This is a genomic window from Microbacterium sp. cf332, assembly GCF_900102175.1.
Lineage (GTDB): Bacteria > Actinomycetota > Actinomycetes > Actinomycetales > Microbacteriaceae > Microbacterium.
The window spans coordinates 526,531-553,484 of sequence record NZ_FNKN01000001.1 but is presented as its reverse complement, the minus strand read 5'-3'; the positions used below and the strand labels follow the sequence as shown (position 1 = coordinate 553,484).

The following is a 26,954-nucleotide window of genomic DNA, read 5'->3' as shown; positions in this document are numbered from 1 at the left end:
GACCCGCGCGGGGCGCAGAAAGGAAGAGACGATGAAGAAGATCACGGCCGGCCTGTGCCGCAGGCTCGACGATCTGACCGACGACGAACGGGGCGATGTTCCCGGCTGGGTGCTCGTGACCCTGATGACGGCGGGGCTCGTCGTCGTCATCTGGGCGCTCGCGGGGCCCGCGCTGTCGAACCTGTTCGAGCAGGCGATCGCCCGCGTGTCGGGGTTCTGACATGACCCTGGGAGCGGATGAGGGCGGGTCGAGCCCAGCGGAGTTCGTGATGGTCGGTGCCCTCCTCACCCTCCTCACGTTCGCGGTCGTCCAACTCGGGTTGGCGGTGTACGTGCGGGGCCTCGCGCACGACGCGGCGCTCGAAGGCGCCTACTATGCGGCCCTCGCGGACGTCACCGACGCCGAGGGTGCCGAGCGGGCGCGCGCGGTCGTGGCGGGCACCGTCGGCGCGGGTTTCGTCACGGCGACAGAGGCGCAGCGGAGCTCGTCGCGCGGCTATCCCGCGGTGGAGGTCACGCTCCGGCTCACGCTGCCGCTCGTCGGTCTCCTCGGCGTTTCGGACGGCTGGGAGGTGACGGCGCATGCACCCGCGGACGACGTCGAGTGAGCGCGGGGCGCCCGGCATCCCGCGCGCCCGCGAGTGCGACGAGGGCTCCGCATCGCTCGAGTTCCTCACCGCAGGCATGATCCTGCTGGTCCCGATCGTGTACCTCGTCATCGCGCTCGCTGTCGTCCAGTCGTCCGCCCTCGGAGCCCAGGCCGCCGCGCGTCATGTCGCTCGCACGATCGCCACGGCGACGGATGCGACGGCCGCAGATGCGGGCGCGCGGACGGTGCTGGCCGCCATCGCCGAGGAGTACGGGATGGACGCGGCATCCCTCTCCGTCGCGGTCGAATGCCGGGGGACCGGCGCGTGCCCGCGGCCGAGCGCGGTCGTCACCGTCACCGTGCGCGGCGAGGCCTCGCTGCCGCTGATACCGCCTGTCCTGGGGCTCGAGAGCCTCGCGACGGTCCCCATCGAGGCGAGCGCCGTGCAGCGGATGTCGCGCACGTGGGGTTCATCGTGAGAGGGAGCCCGTCGTGACACGACACCGCACCCTGGGGGACGAGGGCAGCGTCCTGCCGCTGACCGTCGGGTATGCCCTCCTCGCGGTGGTCCTGGTGCTGGTCGCGGCCGACGCGATCAGCCTCGCTCTCGCGCATAAGCGCGCCGACACCGTCGCCGATGCGGCGGCGCTGGCGGCATCCGACGGGTTCGTCCTCGACGTCGACGGCGGTGGCGCGCATGCCCGCCTCGATCCCGCCACCCTCGCCGAGCTGGCCGCAGAGGTCGTGGCGGCATCCGGCGAGGTCACGCTGATCGCAGCGGACACCCCCGACGGTCTGTCGGCGCGCGTCACCGTCGCGACGATCTGGCGCCCGCCCATCTCCTCGCTGTTCGTGCCCGACGGGGTGCGGCTCGAGTCCTCGGCCACGAGTCGCGTCGTCCTGCGCTGAGCTGAGCGGTCAACCCGTTCGCCCCACGTCGGCGGGGTTCAGAGGTCGAGGCGGTGCGGGATCGCCCCGTCGCCCTCGCGGTACGGGACGAAGCCCATCGCCGCGTAATAGGCGAGGCCGGGGCCGTTGTCGGCGCCGATGGTCGCGTCGATGTGGTGCAGGTCCGCTGCCCGCGCCGCGGCGAGCGTGATGGCGAAGATCCGGCGGCCGATCCCGCTCCGGCCGGCGTCCGGGCGGATGTGGGTGCCGATGATGCCCCAGCCGACCGCCACGCCGTAAGGGTTTCCGGGCCACGCCCGTTTGAGCGACTGGAAGCCGATCACCTCACCGTCGCGGAGCGCGACGGTGCACGCGATCTCGCCGGCGGAGTCCAGATAGCGCTCCCGCATCAGCCCGGCATCGACCGGCGTCGCGCGCAGCCCGGCTCGATGGATCGCGTTCTGAACCTCGGCCATCGCCTCTGCATCCGTTGCCTCCGCCGGCCGAAATGAGATCATCCGCCCATCCTCCCACCACCTGCTCCGGGTCGGACCGGGCCGATGGGCGGCCGGAAGGTCCATGCTGCGCCGGAAACCGCTCAACCTCCTTCCCGTCCGGAATCCCTCTGGATAGGCTCAGGGGACCGGCGATGCGTGGAGGGGGAGCCCACTCATGACCCAGCAACTCGATACGGACGACGACGCCGTCGCGCGCCTCGGCCTGATGGACAGTGCGCCCGAGGAACGTTTCGATCGCATCACCCGCCTCGCGCGGGAGATGTTCGACGTCGACTTCGCGGTCGTGAACGTCGTCACCTCCGAGACGGTGTTCACCAAGTCGCAGCCGCCCGGGTCGGATTTCCGGCACACGCCGATCGAGGACTCGTTCTGCGGCGAAGCGGTCAAGCGGCCCGCCGTGCTCGAAGTGCCCGACGGGCGCGCCGACCCGCGCTTCGCCGATCGGGCGATCGTCGCGGAGCACGGCATCCGCTTCTACGCCGGGTTCCCGATCCACACCGACGCCGGCGAGACCGTCGGCACCCTGTGCCTGCTCGACACGTCGCCGCGCGAGCTCAGCGACTCCGACCGCGATGCGTTCGAGCGCTTCGGCCTGTGGGCCCAGGCCGAGATGCGTCTCGACGACCCCGCTCTGACGCCCCCCGACGCCGCCGCGGACGACGGGGTGTCTCCGGTCGCCCGCGCCGACCGCCTCGCCGCGGGCGAGGTGCGCCTCGCGTCCCTCGCGATCCCGCACGGGAGAGTGAGCGGCGATCGGAGCAGCTGGCAGCAGCTCGGCGACCGCATCGTCGTGACCCTCGCCGACGTGATGGGCAAGGGCGAGGAGGCGGGCGGCTTCGCCGAGGAGCTCATCGGGGCGTTGCAGCAGCGCTCGCACCTGGCCCCGGTCGAGGCGATGCTCTCGGTTGAGGATTACGCACGTCACGACGCACGGTACCGCGAGACGTTCGCGACGCTCTTCCACGCCGACATCGACACCCGGAGCGGCCAGGTGTCGTACGTCGACGCGGGCCACGGGCTCACCCTGCTGCTGCGCGCCGACGGCACGAGCGAACGACTGAGTTCGCGCAACCTGCCGCTGGGGCTTCGCCCTGCGGACGCGGAGTGGGAGGCGGGGGAGACGAGCGTCACGCACGGCGACCTCATCATCTCGGTCTCCGACGGCGCGCTCGACGCCTACGACTCCACGCTCGACAGCCTCCGCCTCATCGGCGAAGACCTGCGGCGCGCCTCCGAACCCGACGCGTTCTTCGACGAGCTGTCGATCCGTGTCTCCGAGCACGTCGTCGACGACGACGTGACGGCGGTCGTCATCTCGGTGCGGTGAACCTCACCGGGGGATAACCGAGAACAGGAACCGCTTGCGCACCATGAAGTAGATCGCCGCGATCACCGCGGTGTGGACGAGCGTGCCCTGCCAGAAGCTCTGCCGATCGAGGCCGGGGATGTTCGCCACCGCGAGCACGAAGAAGACGTGCACGATGAAGACGTACAGGCTCGCCTGTCCGAGCGGGATCCACAGCCAGCCCATGACCGCGTTGATCGGCTTCCATGCGACCGTCAGCACGGCGTAGCTGCTCGCCATGACGAGGACCAGGTCGAGCAGACGGCCCCAGTGCAGGTCGATGCGGGGATAGCCGGAGTCGTACAGCATCCGGTAGAGGTCCGCCGGGAACGGCGCCGGCTCGAAGCCGAAGCTGTCGCCGGCCCACAGATAGACCAGGAATCCGGCGTAACCCACGACGAACACTCCCACGAGGATCTTCCCCGGCGTCGAGGTGAGGGCCCGGATGATCTGCCGTCGGTAGTAGCCGATGACGAGGCCGTGCGTGAACAGCACCTGCCAGGCGAGCAGTGGGAACACGGCGTTGAACTGCGACGGCAGCGGGGCGAGATCGGGCCGGACGATGTGCAGGGCGTAGAGTCCCCAGCTGCCCAGCAGCACGACCCACCACATCCGACGGCGGATGAGCCACATGAGGGCGGGGTACGCGAGGCTCAGCACGACGAACAGGCCCATGATGTTGAACGGCCAGGGGCCCATCTCGAGCAGCAGCAGCTGGCGCACCGCGTACCAGGGTGGCGGGTAGTCGAGCAGGCGGTCGGCGTTGGGATAGAGGTCGTAGACACGCCCGGTCGTCGTCGTGCCGTCCTCGCCCGTGCCGCGGTCGGTGAACGTCATGATGGCGGATGCGTCGACGAAGGGCACGAAGCTGACCGCGAAGATCAGCAGGATGACCGCGAGCGCGACGAGGTATTGCTTGCGCGCGCGCCCCCATGCGGCCACGGCGGCGGCCCATTCGCCTCCGCGTTTGATCGCAGCGGGGAAGACCATGCCGAGCACGATGCCACTGAGGACGACGAAGAGCTCGGCGCCCGTGATCGCGCCGATCACGTTGAGCGAGGCGAGCGAGTACGGGCTCAGCACCTCGATGTGCGTCACCACGACCACGATGATGACGAAGCCGCGGACCATGTCGATGCGCAGATCGCGGGTCGCGGAGTCGTCGGGGTACCGCCACGACGGCAGCAGCCGACCGACGAGGCCAGAGATCACGAAGGCGACGGCGAGGACGGCCGCGGTGCCCGTGATCCAGTTCATCTCGTCGTTGCCCTGCCGCACCTGCACCGTGCTGGCCGCGCCCTGCTCCGCCGTGATCACCGCGGTGATCGGGCTCCACTGCACCTCGCCGAGTGCGCTCAGATCGTCGCGGAGCGCATCGGCGAGCTCATCCGAACCGGTGGCGCGCCAGTCGACCTCCTGCGAGCCGGCCTCCGCCTCTTCGCGAACGGTCTCGAGCCAGGTGATGGCCGTGATGCGGGGGTGGCTCGGCAGCGACGCGAACACCTGGCGCCACCACCCCTGCTTGACGGCGAGTTCGTCGTCGCCGGGCAGCGAGAAGTCGTACAGGGCACCCGTGTCGAGCAGCAGGTCGCGATTCTCGCCGAGCGCGAAGCGGTCGTAGAACGTCGACGTCTGGGGCACCGTGTAGCCCCAGCGCTCGTCGAGGCGCGCGGCGACCTCGCCGTCGTCGGGTGCGCTGTTGGTCTCGAGCGGGACGTCGCGTCCCGCGGCGGCACCCGCCTCGCCCTTGCCGAAGTAGAACATCGTCAGCCCCACCCGGTCCACGGCGTCGGGGTCGGGGTAGTAGGGGCCGTAGGGATCGTCGGACTCGGTCAGCAGACCGTCGCCGTCGGTGTCGAGCGCCCGGAGGTCGGCGGCCGTGAGGTCTTCGAGACGTCCGTCGGCGCGCTCGAACGGATAGCCCGCACCGTAGGAGGGCGCCCAGACCATCTCGGCGCCCGAGCCGCCGGCATGGACGGCGTCGGCGACGGTCTCGAACGCGCGCACGAACTCGCGGGGCTGTTGGCCCCAGGTCGTCCACGACCCGTTCATCTCCGGCGCGAAGCGGACGAGATGGTGTGTGCCGTAGTCGTCGTGCATCCGGTCGAGCATGGCGGTGAAGGCGGCGGCGTCGTCGCCCGTGAGGTCGGCCAGTGCGACCCGCGGTTCCATGCTGAGCACCAGCACGGCGCCCTGTGCCGATGCCGCGGTCGCCGCTCGCGACCAGTCCTGGCGGGCGCGGTCGTCGAGGGGATACGAGAGGCGGACGGCGTAGGTCGCGGCGGTCTCGCCGAGGCGGTCGGCGTACCCGTCGGGACCGTCCGAACCCCAGTCGAGCTCGGGGCCGAACCACAGGCCGTCCTGCAGTGCGGCGCCGTCGGAGATCCCGGTCGCGGCCGCGGGCTCCGCGGCGGTGCCCGGGGGCGTCGAGGCTGCCGCGGCGGGTGCCGCGAGCAGCGCGGCCGCCGCGGCGAGCGCGAGCGCCGCCAGCGTCCGGCCGACTCGGGTTCTTATTCGCGGCGGCACTCGAGACTCCAGATGTTCCGTCCGTTCTCGTAGCGGTAGTCCAGCGTGTCGACGCTCGCGAGGGCGAGGGCGAGCCCGCGCCCGTTCTCGGAGTCCTCGTCGGCCATCGTCACGGCGCTCAAGTCGAGCTCGGCGGGCTGGGCATCGTCCTGGAAGGTCGCGCGGAGGCGGCCGGCGTCACCGTGCAGGTCGAGGGTGAAGTGTCGTCCGGCCACACCCTCCGCCGCCACGGAGTGCTCGACGATGTTCCCGGCGATCTCGACGACGGCGGTCTCGAAGGCGAAGCGCGTGCGCGGCTCGACGTCGCCCAGCTCGTCCCACCACGACGCGAGCAGGTCGTACACGGCCTCGACGCTCTCGAGCGAGACCGGCGCGACGAGCGAGCGGGTGACGGTGTCAGCCATCGAGCGCCTCCTGCACGCTCGCCCGCGGACGCAGGACACGGTCGAGGTTCGTGAGACCGAGGACCATGGTCACCTGCTCGCTCGGAGCCGCGAGCCGCAGGTCGCCGCCGCTCTGGCGGGCCGTCTTCAAGCAGGCGACGAGCGCGCCGAGGCCGGATGAGTCGATGAAGGACACGTCCGACAGGTCGACGATGACGGGATTCCCGCTGGCCGCGGCGATCTCCTCCGTCACCTTCTCTCGGAAAGGTCGCGCGGAGACCATGGTCAGGCGCCCGTGGGGGCGCACGACTCGGCCGTTCTCGCGCACGTCGATATCGAGGTCCAGCATGGGTCAGGTCTCCTTCAGTTCCAGGTGGGGCGGCGGGGAGTAGAGCACGGCGCGCAGGATGATGCTGAAGACCATGAGGTCGTAGATCACCCAGACGATGTTCACGAGCGGGGCGATGCCCTCGGCCTGCCCGACGGCGTATCGGATCGCGACCGCGACGAGCGAGAGGACGAGCGCGCCCATCGCGATGAGCTGCGGCTTCACGAGGTCCCAGCGCGGCCGGCCTTCGGCCGCGCGCGTCTTCGGGGTGACCGAGAAACCGAGGGCTCGACCGCGGTAGACGTTCGTGAACGCGGTCGTGACGGACTGGATCCAGACGGGGAAGAGCGCAAGCGAGTACTGCGCGCCGCGCCAAGTCGGCCGGCCGTTCGCCACCACGAGGAAGAGCAGCTGATTGAGCAGGAAGAACGGGATGAACCGCGCGAAGAAGTCGACGCTCCACGCCTGCACCGGCATGACGCCGAACGACAGGTAGAGCACCGGCGCCGCGATGTAGACGAGGCCGGCGAAGCCCGCCAGGTAACTCCACATCGTGCCGAAGTACATGATCCGCTGTCCCCAGCTGAGGCCGCGCTGCACCAGCGGGTTCTCGCGGAACATCACCTGCATCGTGCCCTGCGCCCACCGCAGCCGCTGCGTCAGCATCGTCGGCAGGTCTTCCGGGGCGAGCCCCTCGGCGAGGACCTCGTCGTGGTAGACCGACCGCCAGCCGAGGCCGTGCAGCCGCATGGACGTCGCCATGTCCTCGGTGACGGAGATGGTGGCCAGCGGCATGATCGCCTGCGCCTCCTCGTCGCGTCCGACGTCGAAGGCTGCGACCAGCATGCTGATCGACTCGAGTGCGGCGAGAGGTGAGAGGCTGCGATCCCCGAGCGCGTCGAGCGTCACCTCGTCGATGACCGCGAGCGCCTCGGCGTCGGCGGTGAGCTCTGCGAGCGCGCGCAGCTCGTCCTGCAGCCCGGACACGTCCTGGTCGCTCAGCTCGCGGCGCACCCGGTCGATACGGACCTGGAAGGAGTACGTGACGTCGGCGAGCGCGTCTCCCCGCGCGATCTCGACCTTGACCTGGTCGAGGGCCCGGCCGACGGTGTCGAGCGCCGCTGCGATGCGGGGGTCGGCGCCGTGGTCGCGACGCGCTCGTGCGAGCACGCGACGCGACGATCGCACGCCGCGGTTCACCGCGAGCGTCACCTCGTCGACGTAGCGCGAGACGCCGAGCTGCATGAGCGCCTCGCGGCGCAGGATGGCGTTGGAGCCGCAGAAGAATGCGGCGTTCCAGCCGTCCTTCGACTGCTGGATCGGCCCGTAGAAGAGCGGCGCCTGGCTGCCCAGCGGGTCGCTCGGCGGCACGTTGACGAACCACTGCGGTGTCTGGACGAGCGCTACCCGGTCGTCCATGAACCAGCCCAGGGTGCGATCGAGGATGTGGGGTGCGGGCACCTGGTCGGCGTCGAGGATCAGCAGGAACTCGCCCTCCGTCACCATCAGAGCGTTGTTGATGTTTCCGGCCTTCGCGTGGCGGGGTCGATCACGCCACGCCTGCGACCGCGTCACGACCCCGATGCCTTCGGCCTCGGCGAGCCGGCGGAGCTCCGGACGATCGCCGTCGTCGAGGATCCACGTCTCGTGGGGGTACCGGATGGCCTGAGCGGCCCGCGCGGTGCGCATGACGAGGTCGAGCGGTTCGTTGTACGTGGTCACGAGCACATCGACGGTCACCTCACGGGTCAGCGGAGGAGCGTCGTGGCGTTCGCGCAGCCGCCAGGCGCCGATCGCGAAGATGAGCGAGTCGATCAGACTGTATGTCTCGGCGAGCACCAGCGGGACGGCGATCCACCACGCCTCCCAGTTCACCGATGCGAGCCAGCGCCACACGATGTAGTTGAGGCCGGAGATCGCAGCGAGCAGCACGACCAGACGGATGAGCGCGAGGCGGCGCGCCGACCTCTTCATCTGTCGGGCGGTCTCGCGACGGGTGCCTTCCCGGCGCAGGGTCGTCTCGAAGACCATCGATCTCCCTCCGTCCGTCGACAACCCTCCCAGGCCTACCGGCAGAGCGAGAGCGGGTTGCGCAGCCTCGCCGCGTCAGACCATTATTCGCCTCAGCAATGCATCGCGGCGTGCTCAGGGTCGCCTTTGACCGTCAGATCGCGATCGCGCAGCACCACGGAGGGGGGAGTGGCCGGGTCGGCGCAGATCTCGGTCCACGTGCGGGGGAGATCGTCCGTGTATTCGATGTCGACGACGGCGTCACCGTAGACGTCTGTGTAGGCATCGCATTCCTCGTATGCGGCGCACTCCTCGACGACCGCGAAGTCGAAGCCGGCGTCGTCCCGCAGGCGCGGGGCGTATTCGGCCGCGTTCTTCTGTCCTGCGGCGAGCCCCGCTGCGTGTGCGACCTCGACGTACGCGGTCGCGAGGGCGAGGTTCCCCCCGAGATCGAGTCGTCCCCGAGAACGGGTGAACGAGTCGAGGTTGTCGAACTCGACCGCGTCGAAGCCGGCGTCAGCGCATCCCCGGATCCACGGGGCGACCAGTTCCAGGATGCGGTCGCGCTGAGCTGCGGTCGACGTGTCGACGAGCACCTCGTCGGGCCATTCCGGGTCGATGAGCGGTCGGCCGTCGACGGCGACGAGGAGATCGGGGTCCCAGAGATCCCGCTCGCCGGGCTGCGTCTGGAAACCGTTCACGTAGCAGATCGAGTAGCGACCGACGGAAGGCTCCGCGGCACGGTCGCGTCCGACGATCTCCACATCCGGCTCCGGCTCGTAGGCGCCCCCGAGCTGGTAGTCGGGCAGACCGCCCGCGGGGGGCAACGCGATGTCGACCGTGCCCGCGTCCGGCGCTCCCGCGTCGGGGGCTCCGACTGCTGCGCAGCCGGAGAGGAGAATGAGCATCGCCCCCACCGCCAGTCCCGTCGGCGAGGTGACGACAGCGGCGCGGGGCCGGTGCGTGCCGGACACGCTAGGCGGACGCATCGGGGTCGGGCGCATCGGGATCGGAGGGCGGTGCGACACGGCCGCGGGGGACGAAGCGGGGCACCCACCGGATGAAGCCGAGCGCGCCCACGAGTCCGAACCCGCCCATCACGGCGGCTGCGACCGGTAGTGAGGCCACGGCCGTGATGGCCGACACCAGCAGGGGAGCCATCGCGCCGCCGGCGTCGGTCAGCGTGCGCCACGAGCCCAGGAAGGGGGCCGGGTTGGCGGTCGGGGCGACGTCTGCGCCGAGCGTGAGCAGGATGCCGCTCGAGATCCCGTTGCCCACCCCGAGGACCGCGGCGAAGAGCGCGAACCACAGCTCGGGCTGCGCGCCCGACGACGTGAGGGCGAGCGCGATGAGACCGGCGCTCATGAGGAGCATGGCGGGCAGAGCAGCCCACAGCCGTCCGAAGCGGTCCATCACCTGACCGCTGGCGTAGAAGAGCGCGAAGTCGATCGCGCCCGACACCCCGACGACGAGCGCGATGGTCGGGGCGTCGAGGCCGATGGCCACGCCCCAGAGCGGCAGGAGCACCTGACGAGTCGAGCGCAGCGCGGACAGCGACGCGGCCGCGACGCCCAGGCGGGCGAGCACGTCCCGGTTGCGCCAGGCGGTGCGGACGACGCCCGTCCCGGGGACGCGACGGGCGGATACCGGCGCGGTCGTGATGGCCTCGCCCTCGGCGGTCCGTGCGACGGCGGGGGCCGGGCCGAGGCGCTTCTCCGGCTCGGGCCCGAACGCGACGAGCGCGATCATCGCGACGAGGCAGACGCCGAAGAACCAGATGGTCGCGTGCTCGTCGCCGAACACCCAGAGGAGCGCCGCCGCGATGAACGGGCCGACGAACATGCCGAGTCGGAAGCTGCCGCCGAGCAGCGACAGTGCTCGCGCACGGAAGGTGAGGGGCACGCGCGTCGTCATGAACGCGTGTCGAGCGACACCGAATGCCGCGGCGCAGATGCCGATCACGAAGACGGATGCCGCGAACACCCCGAGGACGGGGGCGACCGCCATCGCCGCCACTCCCACGAGAGCGAGCAATCCGGCGATGATCATGGTCGCGCGTTCGCCGATGCGGGCCACGGCCCAGCCCGCCGGGATGTTGCCGCACAGCTGACCGACGACGAGCGCGGCGGCGACGAGGGCCGAGGTGGCGACGTCGGCGCCGAGCTGCACGGCGATGACCGGGATCAGGGGGATGACCGCGCCTTCGCCCAGGCCGAACAGGGTGGTCGGGCCGTAGATCATGGGGGCCAGGCGCCACAGGACGCGTCGTATCGGTTCGTCCTCCGCGTGGCTGGCTCCCATTGCTTCCACGATACTCTGGAGTGCCATGCTCGAATTCGATATCTCCGCCGACATCCAGGCCCTGCGATCCACCTTCGCCGACATTCAGGCGGTGGTCGACGTCGACGCGCTCCGGGCCGAGATCGCCCGCCTCTCCGACGAGGCCGGCGCCCCCGATCTCTGGGACGACGTCGAGAAGGCCCAGAAGGTCACCAGCGCGCTCAGCCATCGGCAGGCCGAGCTCAAGCGCGTGACCGAGGTCGAGCGCCGCCTCGACGACCTCGACGTGCTCGTCGAGCTCGCGATCGAGATGGACGACGAGGAGTCGGCCGACGAGGCTCGCAAGGAGCTCAAGCAGCTCGGCGAGGTCATCGGACAGCTCGAGGTGCAGACGCTGCTCGACGGCGAGTACGACGAGCGGTCCGCGGTGGTCACCATCCGCTCCGGCGCCGGCGGCGACGACGCCACCGACTTCGCCGACATGCTCCTGCGTATGTACCTGCGCTGGGCCGAGCGTCACAAGTACCCGGTCAAGGTCATGGACACCTCGTACGCCGAGGGTGCCGGCATCAAGTCGGCGACCTTCGAGATCGATGCGCCCTACGCGTACGGGACCCTCTCGGTCGAGGCCGGCACGCACCGTCTCGCCCGCATCAGCCCGTTCGGCTCGGCCGACAAGCGCCAGACCAGCTTCGCCGCGGTCGAGGTCATCCCCGTCATGGAAGAGGCCGTCGAAGTCGACGTGCCCGAGAACGACATCCGTGTCGACGTGTTCCGCTCGTCGGGCCCCGGCGGCCAGTCCGTCAACACGACCGACTCCGCCGTGCGCATCACGCACATCCCGACCGGCATCGTCGTGTCGATGCAGAACGAGAAGTCGCAGATCCAGAACCGCGCCGCCGCGATGCGTGTGCTCCAGACCCGCCTCATGCTGCTGCAGCGCGAGGAGGAGGCGGCCAAGAAGAAGGAGCTCGCCGGCACGATCACCGCGAGCTGGGGCGACCAGATGCGCTCGTACTTCCTCTACGGTCAGCAGCTCGTCAAGGACCTGCGCACGGGCCACGAGGTCGGCAACCCCTCCACGGTCTTCGACGGCGACCTCGACGGCTTCATCGCCGCGGGCATCCGGTGGCGCAAGCGCAAGGACGACGACGCCTGACCGGCGCGAACGCCTGACCCAGTACTGAGGTGCGGATGCCGCGGCTCGCGGGTGTCGCATCCGGCATGCGCGACACCGCCGCTTAGGCTCGTCGAGTCATGATCCGGTTCGAACACGTCAGCAAGCGGTATCGCGGCACCTCGAAGCCCGCGCTCAGCGACGTCGACTTCGAGATCCAGCGCGGCGAGTTCGTCTTCCTCGTCGGCGCCTCCGGGTCGGGGAAGTCGTCGTGCCTGCGGATGATCCTGCGCGAGGATGTCGCGAGCGACGGGCGCGTGGTCGTGCTCGGCCGCGACCTGCGCGGGTTGTCGACCCGCAAGGTGCCCTACTTCCGTCGCCACATCGGCGCCGTCTTCCAGGACTTCCGTCTGCTGCCGAACAAGACGGTCTTCCAGAACGTCGCGTTCACGCTGCAGGTGATCGGCTCATCGCGCGCGTTCATCTCCCAGGCCGTGCCCGAGGCGCTCGCGCTCGTCGGCCTCGCCGGCAAGGAGAAGCGCCTCCCGCACGAGCTCTCCGGTGGCGAGCAGCAGCGCGTCGCGATCGCCCGCGCGATCGTCAACCGGCCGCAGGTGCTGCTCGCGGATGAGCCGACGGGAAACCTCGACCCCGCGACATCCGTCGACATCATGCAGCTGCTCGCGCGCATCAACGCGAACGGGACGACCGTCGTCATGGCGACGCACGAGGCGGGCTTCGTCGACCAGATGCAGCGGCGTGTCATCGAGCTCAGCGGTGGCGTGATGGTGCGCGACGAGGTCGGCGGCGGGTACGGCGACACGTCGGCACTTCCGAGCCTGGCTCCCGAGCCGGTGCGCGGCGCGGCCGCCGTCGCCGCGCTCACCGCGGTGCTCGAGCTCCAGCGTGAGATCGCCGAGACGCCTCCGGCGGCCCACGTGCCGGACGAGTCCGACGCGCCCGCCGAGCCGCCGCCGCCGGTGGGAGAGACGCGCGCCATCCCGATCGTCGCGCCCGACATCGATCTGGCGGGTCTCGGTCTCCCGGATGTCGCGAGGAAGCTCGGTCTCGGCGATCGCGACGATCGCAGCGACGAAGTGGGGCCCACGTCATGAGAGTCGGCCTGATCCTGGGCGAGGCCCTGACCGGCCTGCGCCGCAACGCGTCGATGGTGATCTCGGTCATTCTCGTCACGTTCGTCTCGCTCACCTTCGTGGGCGCCGCGATGCTGATGCAGATGCAGATCAGCAAGACGAAGGACTTCTGGTCGGAGCGCGCCCAGGTAGCGGTCTACATGTGCCGCGAGGAGGCGACGGTGCAGAACTGCGCCGACGGCCCGGCGACCGAGGACCAGATCGCGGCGGTGGCCGAGCGGCTCGACTCGCCGGCGCTGCAGAGCGTCGTGCGCGACGTGCGTTTCGAGAGCAGCCAGGAGGCGTACGACAACGTGCTCTCGCTGATGGGCGACGACTACGCCGAGTTCGTCACGCCGGAGCAGCTCAACAACACCTACTGGGTCACTCTGGCCGATCCGTCGCAGAGCGATGTCATCAGCGAGGCGTTCAAGGACTTCGACGGCGTCGAGGAGGTCGCGAACCAGCTGCAATACCTCGACCCGCTGTTCTCGGCGCTCACGGTCGCGACCTACATCGCCGTCGGCATCGCCGCGCTGATGCTCATCGCGGCCGTGCTGCTGATCGCCACGACGATCCGGCTGTCTGCGTACGCGCGCAGACGCGAACTCGGGATCATGCGTCTCGTCGGCGCATCGAATCGCTTCATCCAGACGCCGTTCATCCTCGAGGGAGTGTTCGCAGCCCTGATCGGCTCGGCGCTCGCGAGCGGCGCGATCGTGGTGATGGTTCAGGTCGGCGTCGACGACTACCTGTCGTCGCAGATCGACTTCGTCGCGAGCTGGGTGAACCTCGGCGATGTCGCGATCGTCGTGCCTGCGGTGGTCGTGATCGGGGTGGTTCTCGCGGCGGTCTCCGCGGGCTTCGCCATCCGGCGCTGGCTGCGCAACTGACGCGCCCGGTTCGTCGCGTCGCGTCGGCAGCCCGGCGTGCCCGTAGACTGTAGGGCTGCGCCGATTGCACCAGCGGAAGGAGGCGCGTGATGCCGAAGGAACAGGGCGAGAAGCTCGTGGCGAGCAACAAGCGCGCCCGGCACGACTACGCCATCGAGAAGACCTACGAGGCGGGACTCGTGCTGACCGGTACCGAGGTCAAGTCGTTGCGTCAGGGGCGGGCCAACCTCACCGACGGCTACGCCTACATCGACAACGGTCAGGCCTACCTGGACGCCGTGCACATCCCGGAATACTCGCAGGGCCATTGGACGAACCACGCCACCAAGCGCACCCGCAAGCTTCTGCTGCACAAGGACGAGATCGTCAAGCTCTCCCACGCGGTGAGCGCAGGGGGCTACACGCTCGTGCCGCTGCGTCTGTACTTCTCGGACGGACGCGCGAAGGTCGAGATCGCCGTCGCCAAGGGAAAGCGCGAGTTCGAGAAGCGGCAGACCATCCGCGAGCGTGAGGACAAGCGCGAGGCCGAGCGCGCCATGCGCACACGTAACCGTCTCGGCGACTGAGGATACGGTTCCGCTCCGGCCGGCCGGCTTCTGCGGGCCGGCTCGATCAGCGGGCGCGGAACCGGGCCTCGACCGCCGCGGTGACGACGATGTCGCCGGGGCGCAGCGCGATGCCTCCGGATGCGGCGTCCGCCGACATGGTCGCAGCGCGGGCGAACATGGGTGCGGCCGGGGGCGCGTCCGCTCCGCTGAGCAGCCCGACGTCGGCGAGCTCCACGGGTTCGATGGATCCGTGACCGAGGGCCGCCGCATACGCCGACGCCCGGGCCACGGCGACGCCGACCGCGGACGTCGCGACCTCGCGTTCGATGGTTGCACGTGTCGCGGGGGAGAGCTGCCACTCGACGGTGGAGACGCGCATCCCGTCGTCGTCCGAGAGCAGGCCCACCCATTCGGACAGCGCCACGAAGTCGTCGAAGGTCGCGAAGAGATCGATCGTCGCATGGTGGACAGGGGCGAGCTGTTTGCCGTCGGGGTTCCAGGGCCGGTCCGACCAGGTCGACACCGATCCGCTCGACCAGTTCGACACGACGCCGGCGCGCGTCAGTTCTTCGAGGCGCGTGCGCAGGGTCGCGATCGTCGTCGTGACGCGGGAGACGACCGCTGTGCGTTCGGGGCCATCGGCGGCCGCGGCCGCGGAGACGATGGCGACCTCGGGGGCGACGCGTCGCTCGGCCTCGCCGCGGACGGAGATCAGGATGTCTGCCATGGTCCGACTCTAGGCGCGGTGCCCGGGAATGGCGCCGGGAGCTGATCGGTTGTAGTCTGTAGAGCTCGGGTGCCTCGGCATCCGGTCTGGTAATTCCACAGTGTGACAGCGGCCCTTCGACCGAAGGCTTCATGGGGATGATCGGTTTCGACATCGCCTGTGTGTCGGCGAGAAGCGGGCCGAGGATGCAGGGTTATCTCGTTAACGATCTCTGCAAAACTATAAGTGCCGAATCCAAGCGCACTGACTTCGCCCTCGCTGCATAAGCGAGCCCGATAGTCCGTCAGACCGTGTGTGATCCCGCCACGGACCCTGGCGTCATCTAGGGATCTTGCTGCGTGACGGCGTTCGGACGTCACGCGGGACTCTTTCCGGACTGGGCCTGTCGACTTATGTGTCTGTACTGAAAGTCGGGGCCGAGCAGAACGCCTCTACAGACTGCGCCCGGAGAAGACGCCGTATCTCAGCGATGGACGGGGGTTCGATTCCCCCCATCTCCACCACTGCCGCTGTCACACTGCAGAGCCCCCGATCCCCGGGAAACAGGGGATCGGGGGCTCTTCTGCGTTACCGAACGGTGCGTCCACGGCGGGGTCGGTCGCGGGATGTCGCTCGTCAACGCACGTCGATACGCCCCGCATCGGCCGACCGACGCGGAACGAGCGTGGTGAAGATGAGGTAGAGGGCGAGCCAGAGGATGAGACCGGTGGACAGGAAGACGCCGACGACAGTCAAATACCCCCAGGCGTCCTGAAGCGGGAACCAGCCGCTGAGCAGCAACGCAGGCAGAACGGTCAGGCACATGATGACGAAGTGCACGAGCGACTGCTTGCGAAGCCTCCACCGGTCGATCTGGTAGATCACGGAGGATCCCGACGTCGCCGCCACGATGACGCCGACGGCCAGAGTCGCTCGCCCATCGATCGGCTTGTCCTGCGCGAACAAGGTGAAGCCGATCGCGCTCATCACGAGCAAGAGGATGCCCGCCAGCAGAGCCGCTTTGACACGCAGAGTCACACCGCCAGGCTACAGAGCCCACTCGCTCCGCGTCGCCGACAGCCGCCCGCCCAAGGCCACCTCCGCAGCGGGAGAGGTAGGTTTCCGAAGATCATCCGTTCGGACTACGCGCGTCGTCGCGTCTCGCGAATGGCTGCGGCGTACTCGGCGAAGAACCGGTCCTGGTAGGCCTGGTGGGCGGCGCGCCGCGCCCCCGGATCGTCGCCGTCGAGCGGTCCGGAGGCGGCAGTCTCCGCGTGGTAGGGCTCGCCGATCGTCTCGTCGAGCGGGTAGCCGTACTCGTCCCGCCGGGTGTCGCGTGCTCGCATGAGCCGAACGTATCCATGATCGCCGCGCGGCGGGGACAGCTGCGGAGCAAGCGAAAGCCCCCGACCTCCAGCAGAGGCACGGGGGCTTTCGGCGTTCAGACGCTTTCAGGTCTTGTTGCGGATCGACCGCATGAGCCACGCGATGACCGCGATGATGATCAGCGCGATACCGACGAAGAGCAGGAACTTCACCGCTTCGACGAAGATTCCCGTGAACAGCAACGCGATGCCGATGATGATGAGGATGATCGCAAGTGCAGGCATGCTCCGATTCTCGCCCGTGGTCGTCCTCGGCGCATCGGCTTGACCTGGCGCGCACGAGACTCTATGGGCGAACGCCGTCCGATCGATCGGTGCCCTGGTGGAAACGCAGAGCGAGGATGCCGCCCGAAGTCGTCCAGACGGACGAGTGCCGACTGACCCGGGTGCCCGCGACGATCCGGTAGGTCACGAGGAGGGTGTCGACGTCGAGGCGCTGCACGACCCAGTCATCGGTCTCGGGGGTCTGACGTGGTGCCTCTTCGACCAGGTCGACGAGCAGGTCGGAACGGTTCCACACGCGCCCGGACCGCCCGATCTCGGTGAAGTCCGGGTGGATGAGCTCGCGCAATCGGCCGGCGTCGTGCCGCGCGGCTGTCGTGAGCAGCTCGGTCTCGGCGTCCCGGACCCGGCGAGCGAGATCCGCGTCGACGCCCGCGCCCACCCGCTCGCGCATCAGCGCCGCTCGATGATGACGAGCCCCTGCTTCACGTCGGCCACCTGGACGTAGCCCTCGCCGAAGAAGTAGGTGACGCCGTACCCGTCGCTGTCGATGTTCAGGGCGAAGTTCGGGTCCTCGGTGAGGTACACGCCATCGTCGGCCTCCTCGCGGATCCACCCCTGCGACTGCAGAGCTCGCTCGGCCTCGGTCGTCTCCGCGGCCGTGAGCGGCGCCCACCCGAACTGCAGGATGTTGCCGCCGGGTTCGGCCGCGTTCGTCCACGTGCACGACACGCCGGCCTCGATCTGGGTCTGGCCGATCATGAACGGCTCCTGCTGGTACTCCCAGCCCTGCGACTGCAGCTCCTCGAGGCTCGCCTCGCGGATGATGTTCTCGCACGTCGGGTCGGGGAGCGCGGGCTCCGAAGCCGTCTCCTGCGGGGTCGCGACGGGTGACGACGGCACCGCCTCGGGAGGAGTCGTCTCGACGGGAACCGGTGCTGCGCACCCGGCCAGCAGACCGGCTGTGACGATCGAGCCGAGGGCGGCCGCGGCGAGCGTACGTGGGCGGGTCATGCGCGATCTCCATCGGGTGCGAGCAGCTCGAGATAGGTCTCGTGCAGGATGCCGTTGGTGGCGAGAGCGGATCGCGTCGACAGGGTGTCGGCGCCGTCGATGTCGGTGAACCGGCCGCCGGCCTCGGTCACGATCGGAACGTGGGCGGCGATGTCGTACTCCTTCACGCCGAACTCGGCGACGAACTCCAGGCGCCCCTCCGCCAGCAGCATGTAGGGCCAGGCGTCGCCGTATCCGCGATCGCGCCAGACGCGCCGGGAGAGCGCGAGCAGCTGATCGCTGCGCCCGACCTCGTCCCACTGCCGGAGACTCTGGAAGCTGATGCTCGAGTGGGCGAGGTCGTCGACCGCCGATGTCGCGATGCGTCGGGGCGTCGTCTCTCCCGCGACGTTGGTCCAGGCGCCGTGGCCGGTCGCACCCCACCAGCGACGTCCGATGGCGGGCTGGCTGACGACCCCGACCCGCGGCACACCGTCGACGGCGAGAGCGATCAAGGTGGCCCACATCGGGATGCCCTTGAGATAGTTCGCCGTGCCGTCGATGGGGTCGATGATCCACTGGCGGCGCGCATCGCCCGATGTGCCGTACTCCTCGCCGAGAATGCCGTCGAGGGGGCGCTCGGTGGCGAGCAGGTCGCGGATCGCGCGCTCGGTCGCGAGGTCGGCCTCCGTGACGTGCGACGCGTCGGCCTTGAGCTGGATGTCGAGGTCGGCGGCGTCGAAGCGCACCATGCTCACCGCATCCGCGGCGTCGGCGAGGCGCAGCGCGAGCGCCAGATCGTCGGCCAGATCGTCTGAGGACGGCGCGGTGGCGCGCGCGGTGGTGGGGGTCACGGCTCCAGGATACGACGCGCCCGGGGCCTCGATTGGCGATGTGACGGCAAGTGGTGGTAACGTTTCTCCTCGGTTCGCTTCACCGCGAACAGCCTGCACCTCTAGCTCAATCGGCAGAGCAACTGACTCTTAATCAGTGGGTTCTCGGTTCGAGTCCGAGGGGGTGCACCAGCACGAAGGCCTCGCAACTCTCGCCAGTTGCGAGGCCTTCGTGTGTTGTCGCTCGCAAGGCGCGCGCGCTTCTAGGCTGGCTTCATGACCACGCCCGAGATCGTCATCGTCGCCGCCGCACGAACGCCGCAGGGTCGGCTACAGGGGAGTCTCGCGTCGATCCCCGCGCCGCGACTCGGCGGCGCCGCCATCGCCGGCGCGCTCTCCGCTTCCGGCGTCCCGGCGACCGCTGTCCAGGCGGTCGTCATGGGTCAGGTCCTGCCCGCCGGGAACGGCCAGAACCCGGCCCGTCAGGCAGCCCTCGCGGGTGGCATCGGCTGGGATGTGCCTGCGTCCGGCGTGAACAAGGTCTGCTTGTCGGGGCTGACCGCGATCATCGACGCTGCGCGCATGATCGCGCTCGGCGATGCGGAGGTGGTGGTCGCGGGTGGCATGGAATCGATGAGCCGAGCGCCCCACCTGCTCCCCGCTTCGCGGTCCGGGTGGTCGTACGGGTCGATCGAGGTCCTCGACCATGCCGCGTTCGACGGGCTGACGGATGCGCACGACCGCGAGAGCATGGGGGCGTCCACCGAGCGTCTCAATGCGCGTTTCGACGTGAGCCGGGAAGACCAGGATGCGGTTGCCGCACGGTCGCATCAGCGCGCGGCCGCGGCGCGCAGCGCGGGGCGGTTCGCGGCCGAGATCGCCCCGGTCTCGGTGCCGCAGCGTCGCGGCGGGACCGTGATCGTCGACACCGACGAGGGCATCCGTCCCGACACGACGGTGGAGACGCTCGCCGGTCTGCGTCCGGCGTTCGCCGCGGACGGCGCGATCACCGCCGGCAATGCCTCGCAGATCTCCGACGGGGCCGCGGCGGTCGTCCTGACCACGCGCGAGCGTGCGGACCGGGAGGGATGGTCGGTGCTGGCGGCGCTCGGGGCCAACGGTCAGGTCGCCGGTCCCGACAATTCGCTCCACGAGCAGCCCGCCGCGGCGATCGAGCGAGCGCTCGCGAAGCAGGGGCTGGCGGTGTCGGATCTCGACCTGATCGAGATCAACGAGGCGTTCGGCGCCGTCGTGGCGGCCTCGGAACGGCGGCTCGGCGTCGCCTCGGACATCGTGAACGTCGACGGCGGCGGGATCGCGCTCGGGCATCCCATCGGCACGTCCGGCGCGCGCCTCGTCGTCCACCTCGCCCATGAGCTGGCTCGTCGCGGCTCGGGGACCGCGGCGGCCGGGCTCTGCGGCGGTGGAGGCCAGGGGGAGGCGCTCATCCTGACCCGGTGACGCTCACCCCGCCGTGCGCGCGATGAGGCGCACGGCGGCGGGGGAGTGGCGTCGCTCAGCGACGGTTGCGCTTGACGCGCTCGGCGAAGAGCTTGTCGCGATCGACCTTCGAGTCGCCGTCGATCAGGTGGCCGCGGGCACCGCGGTAGCTGTCCACGACCGCACCGACCGCGAGGGCCATCGTGATGCCCCAGCTGAGCCACGCCAGGGCGGTGCGCCAGGTGAACGGCTCGTCGTTGCGGGCCGACCGCAGCAGCGTCACACCGCCGGTGATCGCGGAGAGGAGACCGGTGCCGAAAAGGTACTTGCGCATAGCACAAACGTAGTCGCCCGCAGGGGTCGACGGGAGCGCGGGTAGGCTGGCGTCACCGCCGATCGCAGCCTGGAGGCATGCATGAGCACCGCTGATTTCGTCGTCGTCGCCAACCGTCTTCCGGTTGACCGGAACACGGACGGTGGTGAGGAGGGCGAATGGCGTCGCTCCCCGGGAGGACTCGTCACCGCCCTGGAGCCCGTCATGCGCAGCACCGAGGGAGCGTGGGTCGGTTGGCCGGGCAAGCCCGACCTCGAGTTCGAGCCGTTCGACTTCGACGGCATGCATCTCGTGCCGGTGGCCCTGAGCGCCGCCGACGTCGAGGACTACTACGAGGGCTTCTCGAACGACACCATCTGGCCGCTCTACCACGATGTCATCGCGGCTCCGCGTTATCGACGCAACTGGTGGGAGGCCTACCAGCGCGTGAACCTGCGCTTCGCCGAGGCCGCCGCCGCAGCCGTCGCCGAGGGCGGCACCGTCTGGGTGCAGGACTATCAGCTGCAGCTCGTGCCGAAGATGCTGCGCGACCTGCGTCCGGACCTCACGATCGGGTACTTCCACCACATCCCGTTCCCCGCCCACGGCCTCTACTCGCAGCTGCCGTGGCGCAAGCAGGTGCTCGAGGGTCTGCTGGGCGCCGACGTCATCGGGTTCCAGCGGGTGGCGGATGCGGGCAACTTCGCGCGGGCCGTCCGCCGTCAGCTGCGGCTCGAGACGAAGGCGACCGGAATCCGCGTTCCGGCTACGGACGGTGGTCACCGCACAGCCGTGGCGAAGGCGTTCCCGATCTCGATCTCGACCGACGACTACATCGAGCTCGCGCAGCGCCCCGACATCCAGGCCCGTGCCGCCGAGATCCGCGAGGACCTCGGCAACCCCAAGACGGTGCTGCTCGGCGTCGACCGGCTCGACTACACCAAGGGCATCCGCCACCGTCTCAAGGCGTTCGGCGAGCTCATCCAGGACGGGCGCGTCTCGGTCGAGGACGCGACGCTCGTGCAGGTCGCGAGCCCCAGCCGCGAGCGCGTCGAGTCGTACGTCCAGCTGCGCGACGAGATCGAGCTCACCGTCGCGCGCATCAACGGCGACCATGACACGTGGGGTCACAGCGCGATCCGCTACCTCCACCAGGCGTTCCCCCGCGAGGAGATGGTCGCGCTGTTCCTCGCGGCCGACATCATGCTCGTCACGGCTCTCCGCGACGGGATGAACCTCGTCGCCAAGGAGTACGTGGCCAGCCGGGTCGACAACCGCGGCGTGCTGGTGCTGAGCGAGTTCGCCGGCGCGGCCGACGAGCTCGCGAGCGCGGTCCGCATCAACCCGCACGACATCGACGGGATGAAGGACGCGATCGTCCGCGCGATCGAGATGCCGGCCGCCGAACAGGGGCGGCGGATGAGGGCGCTGCGCAAGCGCGTGCGCGAACACGACGTCGACGACTGGTCGCGCACATTCCTCGAGGCCCTCGCGACGGCCGCACGGTCGAACAGCCCCGCCGACTCGGCCGCCACCGCCCGGGCCGTCTCGACGGCCGCCACCGAGGCGGAGCACCGGGCATGAGCGAGATCGTGTTCACCCCGGACGAGGGCATCGCCGAGGCGGTCGCCCGCGCCGCATCGGCCCGGCATCTGCTCGTCGCGCTCGACTTCGACGGCACGCTCGCACCCCTCGTGGACGAGCCCATGTCGGCGCGGATGCTGCCTGCCGCGCGCGACGCCCTCCGCCGGCTCTCGCACGCACCCGACACCACCGTCGCGCTCGTGTCGGGCCGGACGCTGGAGCATCTCGCGGAGATCTCCGAGCGCGAGAACGACTCGCTCATTCATCTCGCCGGATCCCACGGTGCCGAGTTCTGGCACCCGGGCGCGACCTCCGACGACGACCGTGACGACGATGCCGGCCTTCGCGACGCTCTGACGGCGCGTGCCGAGGAGATCGTCGCGGACGTCGACGGCGCGTGGATCGAACACAAGCGCTTCGGGTTCGGTCTGCACACGCGACTCGCCGACCGCGACCGCGCGGTGGAAGCGATCGCGCGGATCGACGACCTCGTGCGTGAGGGCGCGCCCGCCTGGCGCCGCCGCACGGGGCAGGACATCCTCGAGTTCGCGTCGCGTCACGAGGGCAAGGACTCGGCGGTCCGCGCGCTGCGCGACGGCAGCGGCGCCGACGTCGTCCTCTTCGCCGGCGACGATGTGACCGACGAGGACGCACTGCGCTCGCTCGAGGCCGGCGACGTCGGCATCCGCGTGGGCGGCGGCGAGACGGCGGCGCGGTACCGGGTGCCGGATGCCGCGGCGCTCGCGGCCGTGCTCGGGCGGCTCGCCGAGGCCCGCGCGGGAGAATGAGCCCGGGCCCGCGGGCATAGAATTCGAGAATGCCCGACAGCTCCGAGACCATCGACATCAAGCCCCGCAGTCGTGCCGTCACCGACGGCATCGAAGCCACGACCTCCCGAGGCATGCTCCGTGCCGTCGGCATGGGGGATGAGGACTGGGACAAGCCCCAGATCGGCATCGCCTCGAGCTGGAACGAGATCACCCCCTGCAACCTCAGCCTCGACCGCCTCGCGCAGGGCGCCAAGGAGGGCGTGCACGCCGGCGGCGGCTACCCGCTGCAGTTCGGCACGATCTCCGTCTCGGACGGCATCTCGATGGGGCACGAGGGGATGCACTTCTCCCTCGTCTCGCGCGAGGTCATCGCCGACTCCGTCGAGGCCGTCATCATGGCCGAGCGCCTCGACGGCACCGTCCTGCTCGCGGGCTGCGACAAGTCGATCCCGGGCATGATGATGGCCAGCGCCCGCCTCGGCCTCTCGAGCGTCTTCCTCTACGCCGGCTCGACGATGCCCGGCTGGGTGAAGCTCAGCGACGGCACCGAGAAGGACGTCACGATCATCGACTCGTTCGAGGGCGTCGGCGCCTGCCGGGCGGGAAAGATGAGCGAAGCCGACCTCAAGCGCATCGAGTGCGCCATCGTTCCCGGCGAAGGCGCCTGCGGCGGCATGTACACCGCCAACACGATGGCGTCCGTCGGAGAGGCCCTCGGCCTCAGCCTGCCGGGCTCCGCAGCCCCGCCCTCGGCCGACCGGCGTCGCGACTACTACGCCCACCGCTCCGGCGAGGCCGTCGTCAACCTCCTGCGCCAGGGCATCACGACGAAGGACATCCTGACGAAGGAGGCCTTCGAGAACGCGATCGCGCTGGTCATGGCCCTCGGCGGCTCGACCAACGCGGTCCTCCACCTCCTGGCCATCGCCCGCGAGGCCGAGGTCGACCTGAGCCTGCACGACTTCAACCGCATCGGCGACAAGACTCCGCACGTGGCCGACATGAAGCCGTTCGGACAGTACGTCATGAACGACGTCGACCGGCACGGCGGCATTCCGGTCGTGATGAAGGCGATGCTCGACGAGGGTCTGCTCCACGGCGACGCGCTGACGGTGACCGGCAAGACGCTCGCGGAGAACCTCCGCGACCTCGACCCCGAGCCCCTCGACGGCAAGGTCATCCACACGTTCGACAACCCGATCCACGCCAGCGGCGGCATCACGATCCTGCACGGATCGCTCGCGCCGGAGGGTGCGGTCGTGAAGACGGCCGGCTTCGACGCCGCGGTGTTCGAAGGTCCGGCGCGCGTGTTCGAGCGCGAGCGTGCGGCCATGGACGCCGTCGCCAACGGCGAGATCGAGCCGGGCTCGGTCATCGTCATCCGCTACGAGGGCCCGAAGGGCGGTCCCGGTATGCGCGAGATGCTCGCCATCACGGCGGCCATCAAGGGCGCCGGGCTCGGGAAAGATGTACTACTCTTGACGGACGGACGATTCTCAGGCGGCACAACCGGCCTGTGCATCGGCCACATAGCACCCGAAGCGGTGGACGCAGGTCCCATCGCATTCGTGCGCGATGGTGATCTGATACGGGTCGATATCGCGGCTCGCTCCCTCAACCTACTCGTCGACGAGGCTGAGCTGAATGCCCGCCGTGACGGCTGGGCCCCTCTTCCCCCGCGCTATACCCGTGGCGTCCTGGCCAAGTACTCCAAGCTCGTGCGCTCCGCCGCGGAGGGCGCGACCACCGGCTGACTTCGGCTCCGACATCGTCTCCTCTTCTCCAGCGAGGTTCATCACCATGTCCACCGACATCTCCGCGGCCATTCCCCGGCCGCCGTCCCGCACGCCTTCGGCACCCCTGATGACGGGCGCCGAAGCCGTCGTCCGCTCACTCGACAACCTCGGGGTCACCGAGGTGTTCGGGCTTCCCGGCGGCGCGATCATGCCCGTCTACGACCCGCTCATGGACGACGAGGCGGTGCGCCATATCCTCGTCCGCCACGAGCAGGGCGCCGGCCACGCCGCCGAGGGGTACGCCGCCGCATCCGGCCGCACCGGGGTCGCCATCGCGACCTCCGGGCCGGGCGCCACGAACCTCGTCACCGCGATCGCCGACGCCTACATGGACTCCGTGCCGCTCGTCTGCATCACGGGGCAGGTGTTCTCGACCCTCATGGGCACCGACGCGTTCCAGGAGGCCGACATCGTCGGCATTACGATGCCGATCACGAAGCACTCGTTCCTCGTGAAGACCGCCGAGGAGATCCCCGGCGCGATCGCCGCCGCGTTCGAGATCGCGGGAACCGGTCGCCCCGGTCCCGTGCTCGTCGACATCACGAAGGACGCGCAGCAGAACACCGCACCGTTCGTGTGGCCGCCCAAGATCGACCTCCCGGGCTACCGGCCCGTGACCAAGGCCCACGGCAAGCAGATCCAGGCCGCGGCCCAGCTGCTGGCCGAGTCGCACAAGCCCGTGCTGTACGTCGGCGGCGGCGTCATCCGGGGCCGCGCGTCCGAGGAGCTGCTGACCCTGGCCGAAGCGACCGGAGCCCCGGTCGTCACGACGCTCATGGCGCGCGGTGCGTTCCCCGACTCGCACCCGCAGCACCTCGGCATGCCCGGCATGCACGGCACGGTGCCCGCCGTGCTCGCCCTGCAGGAGTCCGACCTCATCGTCGCTCTCGGTGCGCGGTTCGACGACCGCGTGACCGGCAAGGCCTCGCTGTTCGCGCCGAATGCCAAGGTCGTCCACGTCGACATCGACCCGGCGGAGATCTCGAAGATCCGTTTCGCGGACGTTCCGATCGTGGGAGACGTGCGCGACGTGCTCGTCGACCTCGAGTCGGCGTTCCGGGGCACGATCGGCGATGGAAAGCCCGAGACGACCGAATGGTGGGCGTACCTCGACGGCCTCCGCGAGGAGTTCCCGCTCGGCTATGCACCGACCACCGACGGCCTCCTCTCGCCGCAGCAGGTCATCCAGCGCATCGGCGAGCTGACGGGCCCGGAGGGCGTCTACGCCTCGGGCGTCGGGCAGCACCAGATGTGGGCGGCGCAGTTCATCAAGTACGAGCGCCCCAATTCGTGGCTGAACTCGGGTGGCGCCGGAACGATGGGCTACGCGGTGCCGGCGGCCATGGGCGCGAAGGTGGCCCAGCCCGACCGCGTCGTGTGGGCGATCGACGGCGACGGCTGCTTCCAGATGACCAACCAGGAGCTGGCCACCTGCGTGATCAACCAGATCCCGATCAAGGTCGCGATCATCAACAACTCGTCGCTCGGCATGGTGCGGCAGTGGCAGACGCTGTTCTTCGACGGCCGTCACTCCAACACCGACCTCAACACCGGCCACGGCACGGCGCGCATCCCCGACTTCGTCAAGCTCGGCGAGGCTTACGGCTGCCTCGCCATCCGGGTCGAGACCGAGGACCAGATCGACGAAGCGATCCGGCTCGCCCTCGAGACGAACGACCGCCCGGTCGTGATCGACTTCGTCGTGAGCGCCGACGCGATGGTCTGGCCGATGGTCCCGCAGGGTGTCAGCAACAGCTACATCCAGTACGCGCGCGAGCACGCGCCCGCTTTCGACGAGGAGGACTGAGATGTCGCGTCACGTGCTGAGCCTCCTGGTCGAGGACAAGCCCGGTCTGCTCACCCGCGTCGCCGGGCTCTTCGCCCGGCGCGGCTTCAACATCGAGTCGCTCGCGGTCGGAGTGACCGAGGTGCCGGGTCTCTCGCGCATCACCGTCGTCGTCGACGTCGAGGAGCTGCCGCTCGAGCAGGTCACGAAGCAGCTGAACAAGCTCGTCAACGTCATCAAGATCGTCGAGCTCGACTTCTCGTCGTCGGTGCAGCGCGAGCACATCCTGATCAAGGTGCGCGCCGACAACCAGACCCGATCGAACGTCATCGAGGTCGCGAACCTGTTCCGCGCCGCGATCGTCGACTACGCCCCCGACGCCCTGGTGGTCGAGGTGACCGGAGACCGCGGCAAGATCGACGCGATCCTGCGCGCCTTCGAGCCCTTCGGCATCAAGGAGCTCGCCCAGTCGGGTCTGCTCGCCATCGGTCGCGGCGGCAAGAGCATCACCGAGCGCGTCCTGCGCGGCTGACCTTCCGAACCACGAATCAAGGAGAAACACACGAAC

The 26,954-nt window shown here is 69.7% G+C and carries 30 protein-coding genes, 1 tRNA gene and 1 other RNA gene; 17 read left to right on the top strand and 15 right to left on the bottom strand.

The genetic code is table 11. From position 1 onward, the window contains the following. Positions 1 to 31 precede the first annotated feature (31 nt). The 4 genes from BLT21_RS02620 to BLT21_RS02605 are packed head-to-tail and all read left to right on the top strand — an operon-like array spanning position 32 to position 1,498. A complete protein-coding gene (locus BLT21_RS02620; RefSeq protein ID WP_091498828.1) occupies positions 32 to 220 on the top strand; it encodes a hypothetical protein in 189 nt (62 codons plus the stop codon). Between the two features lies 1 nt (position 221). Then, positions 222 to 608, top strand: a complete 387-nt coding sequence (locus tag BLT21_RS02615; protein WP_091498824.1) for a TadE/TadG family type IV pilus assembly protein — start codon at positions 222 to 224, stop codon at positions 606 to 608. Then, positions 583 to 1,068: a hypothetical protein gene (locus BLT21_RS02610; protein ID WP_091498821.1), complete on the top strand. Its 486-nt coding sequence runs from the start codon at positions 583 to 585 to the stop codon at positions 1,066 to 1,068. Before BLT21_RS02615 ends, BLT21_RS02610 begins: the two co-directional genes overlap by 26 nt. A gap of 13 nt (positions 1,069 to 1,081) precedes the next feature. After that, positions 1,082 to 1,498, top strand: coding sequence for a pilus assembly protein TadG-related protein (locus BLT21_RS02605; protein WP_256335886.1), 417 nt, complete (start codon positions 1,082 to 1,084; stop codon positions 1,496 to 1,498). Positions 1,499 to 1,536: 38 nt separating this feature from the next. Here the strand turns inward: BLT21_RS02605 and BLT21_RS02600 are convergent, their stop codons facing one another. Next, a complete protein-coding gene (locus BLT21_RS02600; RefSeq protein WP_176786792.1) occupies positions 1,537 to 1,995 on the bottom strand; it encodes a GNAT family N-acetyltransferase in 459 nt (152 codons plus the stop codon). Between the two features lie 154 nt (positions 1,996 to 2,149). On the opposite strand from BLT21_RS02600, the gene BLT21_RS02595 reads away from it, so the two are divergent. After that, the gene (locus tag BLT21_RS02595) at positions 2,150 to 3,322 is read left to right on the top strand and encodes a SpoIIE family protein phosphatase (RefSeq protein ID WP_091498818.1); all 1,173 of its coding nucleotides are present in this window, start codon (positions 2,150 to 2,152) and stop codon (positions 3,320 to 3,322) included. A gap of 3 nt (positions 3,323 to 3,325) precedes the next feature. On the opposite strand, the gene opgC is transcribed toward BLT21_RS02595, so the two are convergent. The 6 genes from opgC to BLT21_RS02565 all read right to left on the bottom strand — a co-directional run bounded on the left by opgC (position 3,326) and on the right by BLT21_RS02565 (position 10,888). Next, positions 3,326 to 5,866: an OpgC domain-containing protein gene (gene opgC / locus BLT21_RS02590; RefSeq protein ID WP_256335885.1), complete on the bottom strand. Its 2,541-nt coding sequence runs from the start codon at positions 5,864 to 5,866 to the stop codon at positions 3,326 to 3,328. Next, positions 5,851 to 6,270, bottom strand: coding sequence for an ATP-binding protein (locus BLT21_RS02585; RefSeq protein WP_091498813.1), 420 nt, complete (start codon positions 6,268 to 6,270; stop codon positions 5,851 to 5,853). Before BLT21_RS02585 ends, opgC begins: the two co-directional genes overlap by 16 nt. After that, positions 6,263 to 6,598 carry an STAS domain-containing protein gene (locus BLT21_RS02580; protein ID WP_091498810.1) on the bottom strand — a complete coding sequence of 112 codons (336 nt, stop codon included), beginning with the start codon at positions 6,596 to 6,598 and terminating at the stop codon, positions 6,263 to 6,265. The genes BLT21_RS02585 and BLT21_RS02580 overlap by 8 nt, the downstream gene beginning before the upstream one ends. Before the next feature lie 3 nt (positions 6,599 to 6,601). Beyond that, positions 6,602 to 8,551, bottom strand: coding sequence for a glycosyltransferase (locus BLT21_RS02575; protein ID WP_091500649.1), 1,950 nt, complete (start codon positions 8,549 to 8,551; stop codon positions 6,602 to 6,604). Between the two features lie 149 nt (positions 8,552 to 8,700). Beyond that, positions 8,701 to 9,561 carry an endo alpha-1,4 polygalactosaminidase gene (locus BLT21_RS02570; protein WP_256335884.1) on the bottom strand — a complete coding sequence of 287 codons (861 nt, stop codon included), beginning with the start codon at positions 9,559 to 9,561 and terminating at the stop codon, positions 8,701 to 8,703. Position 9,562: 1 nt separating this feature from the next. Further along, a complete protein-coding gene (locus tag BLT21_RS02565) occupies positions 9,563 to 10,888 on the bottom strand; it encodes an MFS transporter (protein ID WP_256335959.1) in 1,326 nt (441 codons plus the stop codon). A 25-nt stretch (positions 10,889 to 10,913) separates the two neighbouring features. Between BLT21_RS02565 and prfB the strand changes: the two genes are divergently transcribed. The 4 genes from prfB to smpB all read left to right on the top strand — a co-directional run bounded on the left by prfB (position 10,914) and on the right by smpB (position 14,576). Continuing rightward, complete coding sequence (gene prfB / locus BLT21_RS02560; protein WP_091498801.1) at positions 10,914 to 12,026, top strand: peptide chain release factor 2; 1,113 nt, start codon at positions 10,914 to 10,916, stop codon at positions 12,024 to 12,026. A 98-nt stretch (positions 12,027 to 12,124) separates the two neighbouring features. After that, positions 12,125 to 13,099, top strand: coding sequence for a cell division ATP-binding protein FtsE (gene ftsE, locus BLT21_RS02555; RefSeq protein WP_091498797.1), 975 nt, complete (start codon positions 12,125 to 12,127; stop codon positions 13,097 to 13,099). Continuing rightward, positions 13,096 to 14,010: a permease-like cell division protein FtsX gene (gene ftsX / locus BLT21_RS02550; protein WP_091498793.1), complete on the top strand. Its 915-nt coding sequence runs from the start codon at positions 13,096 to 13,098 to the stop codon at positions 14,008 to 14,010. The genes ftsE and ftsX overlap by 4 nt, the downstream gene beginning before the upstream one ends. An 89-nt stretch (positions 14,011 to 14,099) precedes the next feature. After that, entirely contained in the window at positions 14,100 to 14,576 is a 477-nt protein-coding gene (gene smpB / locus BLT21_RS02545; protein WP_091498788.1) for an SsrA-binding protein SmpB, read from the top strand. 46 nt (positions 14,577 to 14,622) lie between these two features. Here the strand turns inward: smpB and BLT21_RS02540 are convergent, their stop codons facing one another. Then, entirely contained in the window at positions 14,623 to 15,285 is a 663-nt protein-coding gene (locus BLT21_RS02540) for an SIMPL domain-containing protein (RefSeq protein WP_091498784.1), read from the bottom strand. A 133-nt stretch (positions 15,286 to 15,418) separates the two neighbouring features. On the opposite strand from BLT21_RS02540, the gene ssrA reads away from it, so the two are divergent. After that, positions 15,419 to 15,788: a transfer-messenger RNA gene (gene ssrA / locus BLT21_RS02535) on the top strand. A gap of 112 nt (positions 15,789 to 15,900) precedes the next feature. On the opposite strand, the gene BLT21_RS02530 is transcribed toward ssrA, so the two are convergent. The 6 genes from BLT21_RS02530 to BLT21_RS02515 all read right to left on the bottom strand — a co-directional run bounded on the left by BLT21_RS02530 (position 15,901) and on the right by BLT21_RS02515 (position 18,718). Further along, positions 15,901 to 16,302, bottom strand: coding sequence for a DUF3021 domain-containing protein (locus BLT21_RS02530; protein WP_256335883.1), 402 nt, complete (start codon positions 16,300 to 16,302; stop codon positions 15,901 to 15,903). Between the two features lie 104 nt (positions 16,303 to 16,406). Beyond that, on the bottom strand, positions 16,407 to 16,610 hold the full coding sequence (locus BLT21_RS02525; RefSeq protein WP_091498779.1) for a hypothetical protein: 204 nt from the start codon (positions 16,608 to 16,610) through the stop codon (positions 16,407 to 16,409). 105 nt (positions 16,611 to 16,715) lie between these two features. Then, entirely contained in the window at positions 16,716 to 16,874 is a 159-nt protein-coding gene (locus BLT21_RS15600; RefSeq protein ID WP_176786791.1) for a hypothetical protein, read from the bottom strand. 61 nt (positions 16,875 to 16,935) lie between these two features. Then, on the bottom strand, positions 16,936 to 17,325 hold the full coding sequence (locus BLT21_RS15495) for a nuclear transport factor 2 family protein (protein ID WP_143024930.1): 390 nt from the start codon (positions 17,323 to 17,325) through the stop codon (positions 16,936 to 16,938). Further along, positions 17,325 to 17,885 carry a hypothetical protein gene (locus BLT21_RS15490; RefSeq protein ID WP_143024929.1) on the bottom strand — a complete coding sequence of 187 codons (561 nt, stop codon included), beginning with the start codon at positions 17,883 to 17,885 and terminating at the stop codon, positions 17,325 to 17,327. The genes BLT21_RS15495 and BLT21_RS15490 overlap by 1 nt, the downstream gene beginning before the upstream one ends. Next, positions 17,882 to 18,718, bottom strand: a complete 837-nt coding sequence (locus tag BLT21_RS02515) for an inositol monophosphatase family protein (RefSeq protein ID WP_256335882.1) — start codon at positions 18,716 to 18,718, stop codon at positions 17,882 to 17,884. Before BLT21_RS02515 ends, BLT21_RS15490 begins: the two co-directional genes overlap by 4 nt. A gap of 95 nt (positions 18,719 to 18,813) precedes the next feature. On the opposite strand from BLT21_RS02515, the gene BLT21_RS02510 reads away from it, so the two are divergent. Both BLT21_RS02510 and BLT21_RS02505 read left to right on the top strand, forming a co-directional pair. Further along, positions 18,814 to 18,889 (top strand) — tRNA-Lys (locus BLT21_RS02510). A gap of 84 nt (positions 18,890 to 18,973) precedes the next feature. Further along, positions 18,974 to 20,158: an acetyl-CoA C-acyltransferase gene (locus BLT21_RS02505; RefSeq protein ID WP_091498774.1), complete on the top strand. Its 1,185-nt coding sequence runs from the start codon at positions 18,974 to 18,976 to the stop codon at positions 20,156 to 20,158. A 55-nt stretch (positions 20,159 to 20,213) separates the two neighbouring features. Here BLT21_RS02505 and BLT21_RS02500 read toward each other — a convergent pair whose 3' ends face one another. Further along, entirely contained in the window at positions 20,214 to 20,471 is a 258-nt protein-coding gene (locus BLT21_RS02500; protein WP_091498771.1) for a hypothetical protein, read from the bottom strand. An 81-nt stretch (positions 20,472 to 20,552) separates the two neighbouring features. Between BLT21_RS02500 and BLT21_RS02495 the strand changes: the two genes are divergently transcribed. Genes BLT21_RS02495 through ilvN form a run of 5 tightly spaced genes read left to right on the top strand, consistent with a single transcriptional unit; the run spans position 20,553 to position 26,918 of the window. After that, entirely contained in the window at positions 20,553 to 22,034 is a 1,482-nt protein-coding gene (locus BLT21_RS02495) for an alpha,alpha-trehalose-phosphate synthase (UDP-forming) (RefSeq protein WP_091498767.1), read from the top strand. Further along, on the top strand, positions 22,031 to 22,822 hold the full coding sequence (gene otsB / locus BLT21_RS02490; protein WP_091498762.1) for a trehalose-phosphatase: 792 nt from the start codon (positions 22,031 to 22,033) through the stop codon (positions 22,820 to 22,822). The genes BLT21_RS02495 and otsB overlap by 4 nt, the downstream gene beginning before the upstream one ends. A gap of 29 nt (positions 22,823 to 22,851) precedes the next feature. Beyond that, positions 22,852 to 24,558 carry a dihydroxy-acid dehydratase gene (gene ilvD / locus BLT21_RS02485; protein ID WP_091498758.1) on the top strand — a complete coding sequence of 569 codons (1,707 nt, stop codon included), beginning with the start codon at positions 22,852 to 22,854 and terminating at the stop codon, positions 24,556 to 24,558. Positions 24,559 to 24,604: 46 nt separating this feature from the next. Further along, the gene (locus tag BLT21_RS02480) at positions 24,605 to 26,407 is read left to right on the top strand and encodes an acetolactate synthase large subunit (protein WP_091498753.1); all 1,803 of its coding nucleotides are present in this window, start codon (positions 24,605 to 24,607) and stop codon (positions 26,405 to 26,407) included. Position 26,408: 1 nt separating this feature from the next. Further along, on the top strand, positions 26,409 to 26,918 hold the full coding sequence (ilvN, locus tag BLT21_RS02475) for an acetolactate synthase small subunit (protein WP_071918201.1): 510 nt from the start codon (positions 26,409 to 26,411) through the stop codon (positions 26,916 to 26,918). Positions 26,919 to 26,954 lie beyond the last annotated feature (36 nt).

Coding starts and splice junctions, on each gene's coding strand:
- otsB (WP_091498762.1), top strand. CDS start 22,031: ATGAGCGAGATCGTGTTCACCCCGGACGAGGGCATCGCCGAGGCGGTC.
- BLT21_RS02615 (WP_091498824.1), top strand. CDS start 222: ATGACCCTGGGAGCGGATGAGGGCGGGTCGAGCCCAGCGGAGTTCGTG.
- BLT21_RS02575 (WP_091500649.1), bottom strand. CDS start 8,551: ATGAAGAGGTCGGCGCGCCGCCTCGCGCTCATCCGTCTGGTCGTGCTG.
- BLT21_RS02620 (WP_091498828.1), top strand. CDS start 32: ATGAAGAAGATCACGGCCGGCCTGTGCCGCAGGCTCGACGATCTGACC.
- BLT21_RS02585 (WP_091498813.1), bottom strand. CDS start 6,270: ATGGCTGACACCGTCACCCGCTCGCTCGTCGCGCCGGTCTCGCTCGAG.
- BLT21_RS02500 (WP_091498771.1), bottom strand. CDS start 20,471: ATGCGCAAGTACCTTTTCGGCACCGGTCTCCTCTCCGCGATCACCGGC.
- BLT21_RS15600 (WP_176786791.1), bottom strand. CDS start 16,874: ATGCCTGCACTTGCGATCATCCTCATCATCATCGGCATCGCGTTGCTG.
- BLT21_RS02600 (WP_176786792.1), bottom strand. CDS start 1,995: ATGATCTCATTTCGGCCGGCGGAGGCAACGGATGCAGAGGCGATGGCC.
- ilvD (WP_091498758.1), top strand. CDS start 22,852: ATGCCCGACAGCTCCGAGACCATCGACATCAAGCCCCGCAGTCGTGCC.
- ilvN (WP_071918201.1), top strand. CDS start 26,409: ATGTCGCGTCACGTGCTGAGCCTCCTGGTCGAGGACAAGCCCGGTCTG.
- BLT21_RS02525 (WP_091498779.1), bottom strand. CDS start 16,610: ATGCGAGCACGCGACACCCGGCGGGACGAGTACGGCTACCCGCTCGAC.
- BLT21_RS02480 (WP_091498753.1), top strand. CDS start 24,605: ATGTCCACCGACATCTCCGCGGCCATTCCCCGGCCGCCGTCCCGCACG.
- BLT21_RS02505 (WP_091498774.1), top strand. CDS start 18,974: ATGACCACGCCCGAGATCGTCATCGTCGCCGCCGCACGAACGCCGCAG.
- BLT21_RS02580 (WP_091498810.1), bottom strand. CDS start 6,598: ATGCTGGACCTCGATATCGACGTGCGCGAGAACGGCCGAGTCGTGCGC.
- BLT21_RS02595 (WP_091498818.1), top strand. CDS start 2,150: ATGACCCAGCAACTCGATACGGACGACGACGCCGTCGCGCGCCTCGGC.
- ftsX (WP_091498793.1), top strand. CDS start 13,096: ATGAGAGTCGGCCTGATCCTGGGCGAGGCCCTGACCGGCCTGCGCCGC.
- BLT21_RS02540 (WP_091498784.1), bottom strand. CDS start 15,285: ATGGCAGACATCCTGATCTCCGTCCGCGGCGAGGCCGAGCGACGCGTC.
- smpB (WP_091498788.1), top strand. CDS start 14,100: ATGCCGAAGGAACAGGGCGAGAAGCTCGTGGCGAGCAACAAGCGCGCC.
- prfB (WP_091498801.1), top strand. CDS start 10,914: ATGCTCGAATTCGATATCTCCGCCGACATCCAGGCCCTGCGATCCACC.
- BLT21_RS15495 (WP_143024930.1), bottom strand. CDS start 17,325: ATGCGCGAGCGGGTGGGCGCGGGCGTCGACGCGGATCTCGCTCGCCGG.
- BLT21_RS02610 (WP_091498821.1), top strand. CDS start 583: ATGCACCCGCGGACGACGTCGAGTGAGCGCGGGGCGCCCGGCATCCCG.
- BLT21_RS02565 (WP_256335959.1), bottom strand. CDS start 10,888: ATGGGAGCCAGCCACGCGGAGGACGAACCGATACGACGCGTCCTGTGG.
- ftsE (WP_091498797.1), top strand. CDS start 12,125: ATGATCCGGTTCGAACACGTCAGCAAGCGGTATCGCGGCACCTCGAAG.
- BLT21_RS15490 (WP_143024929.1), bottom strand. CDS start 17,885: ATGACCCGCCCACGTACGCTCGCCGCGGCCGCCCTCGGCTCGATCGTC.
- BLT21_RS02495 (WP_091498767.1), top strand. CDS start 20,553: ATGAGCACCGCTGATTTCGTCGTCGTCGCCAACCGTCTTCCGGTTGAC.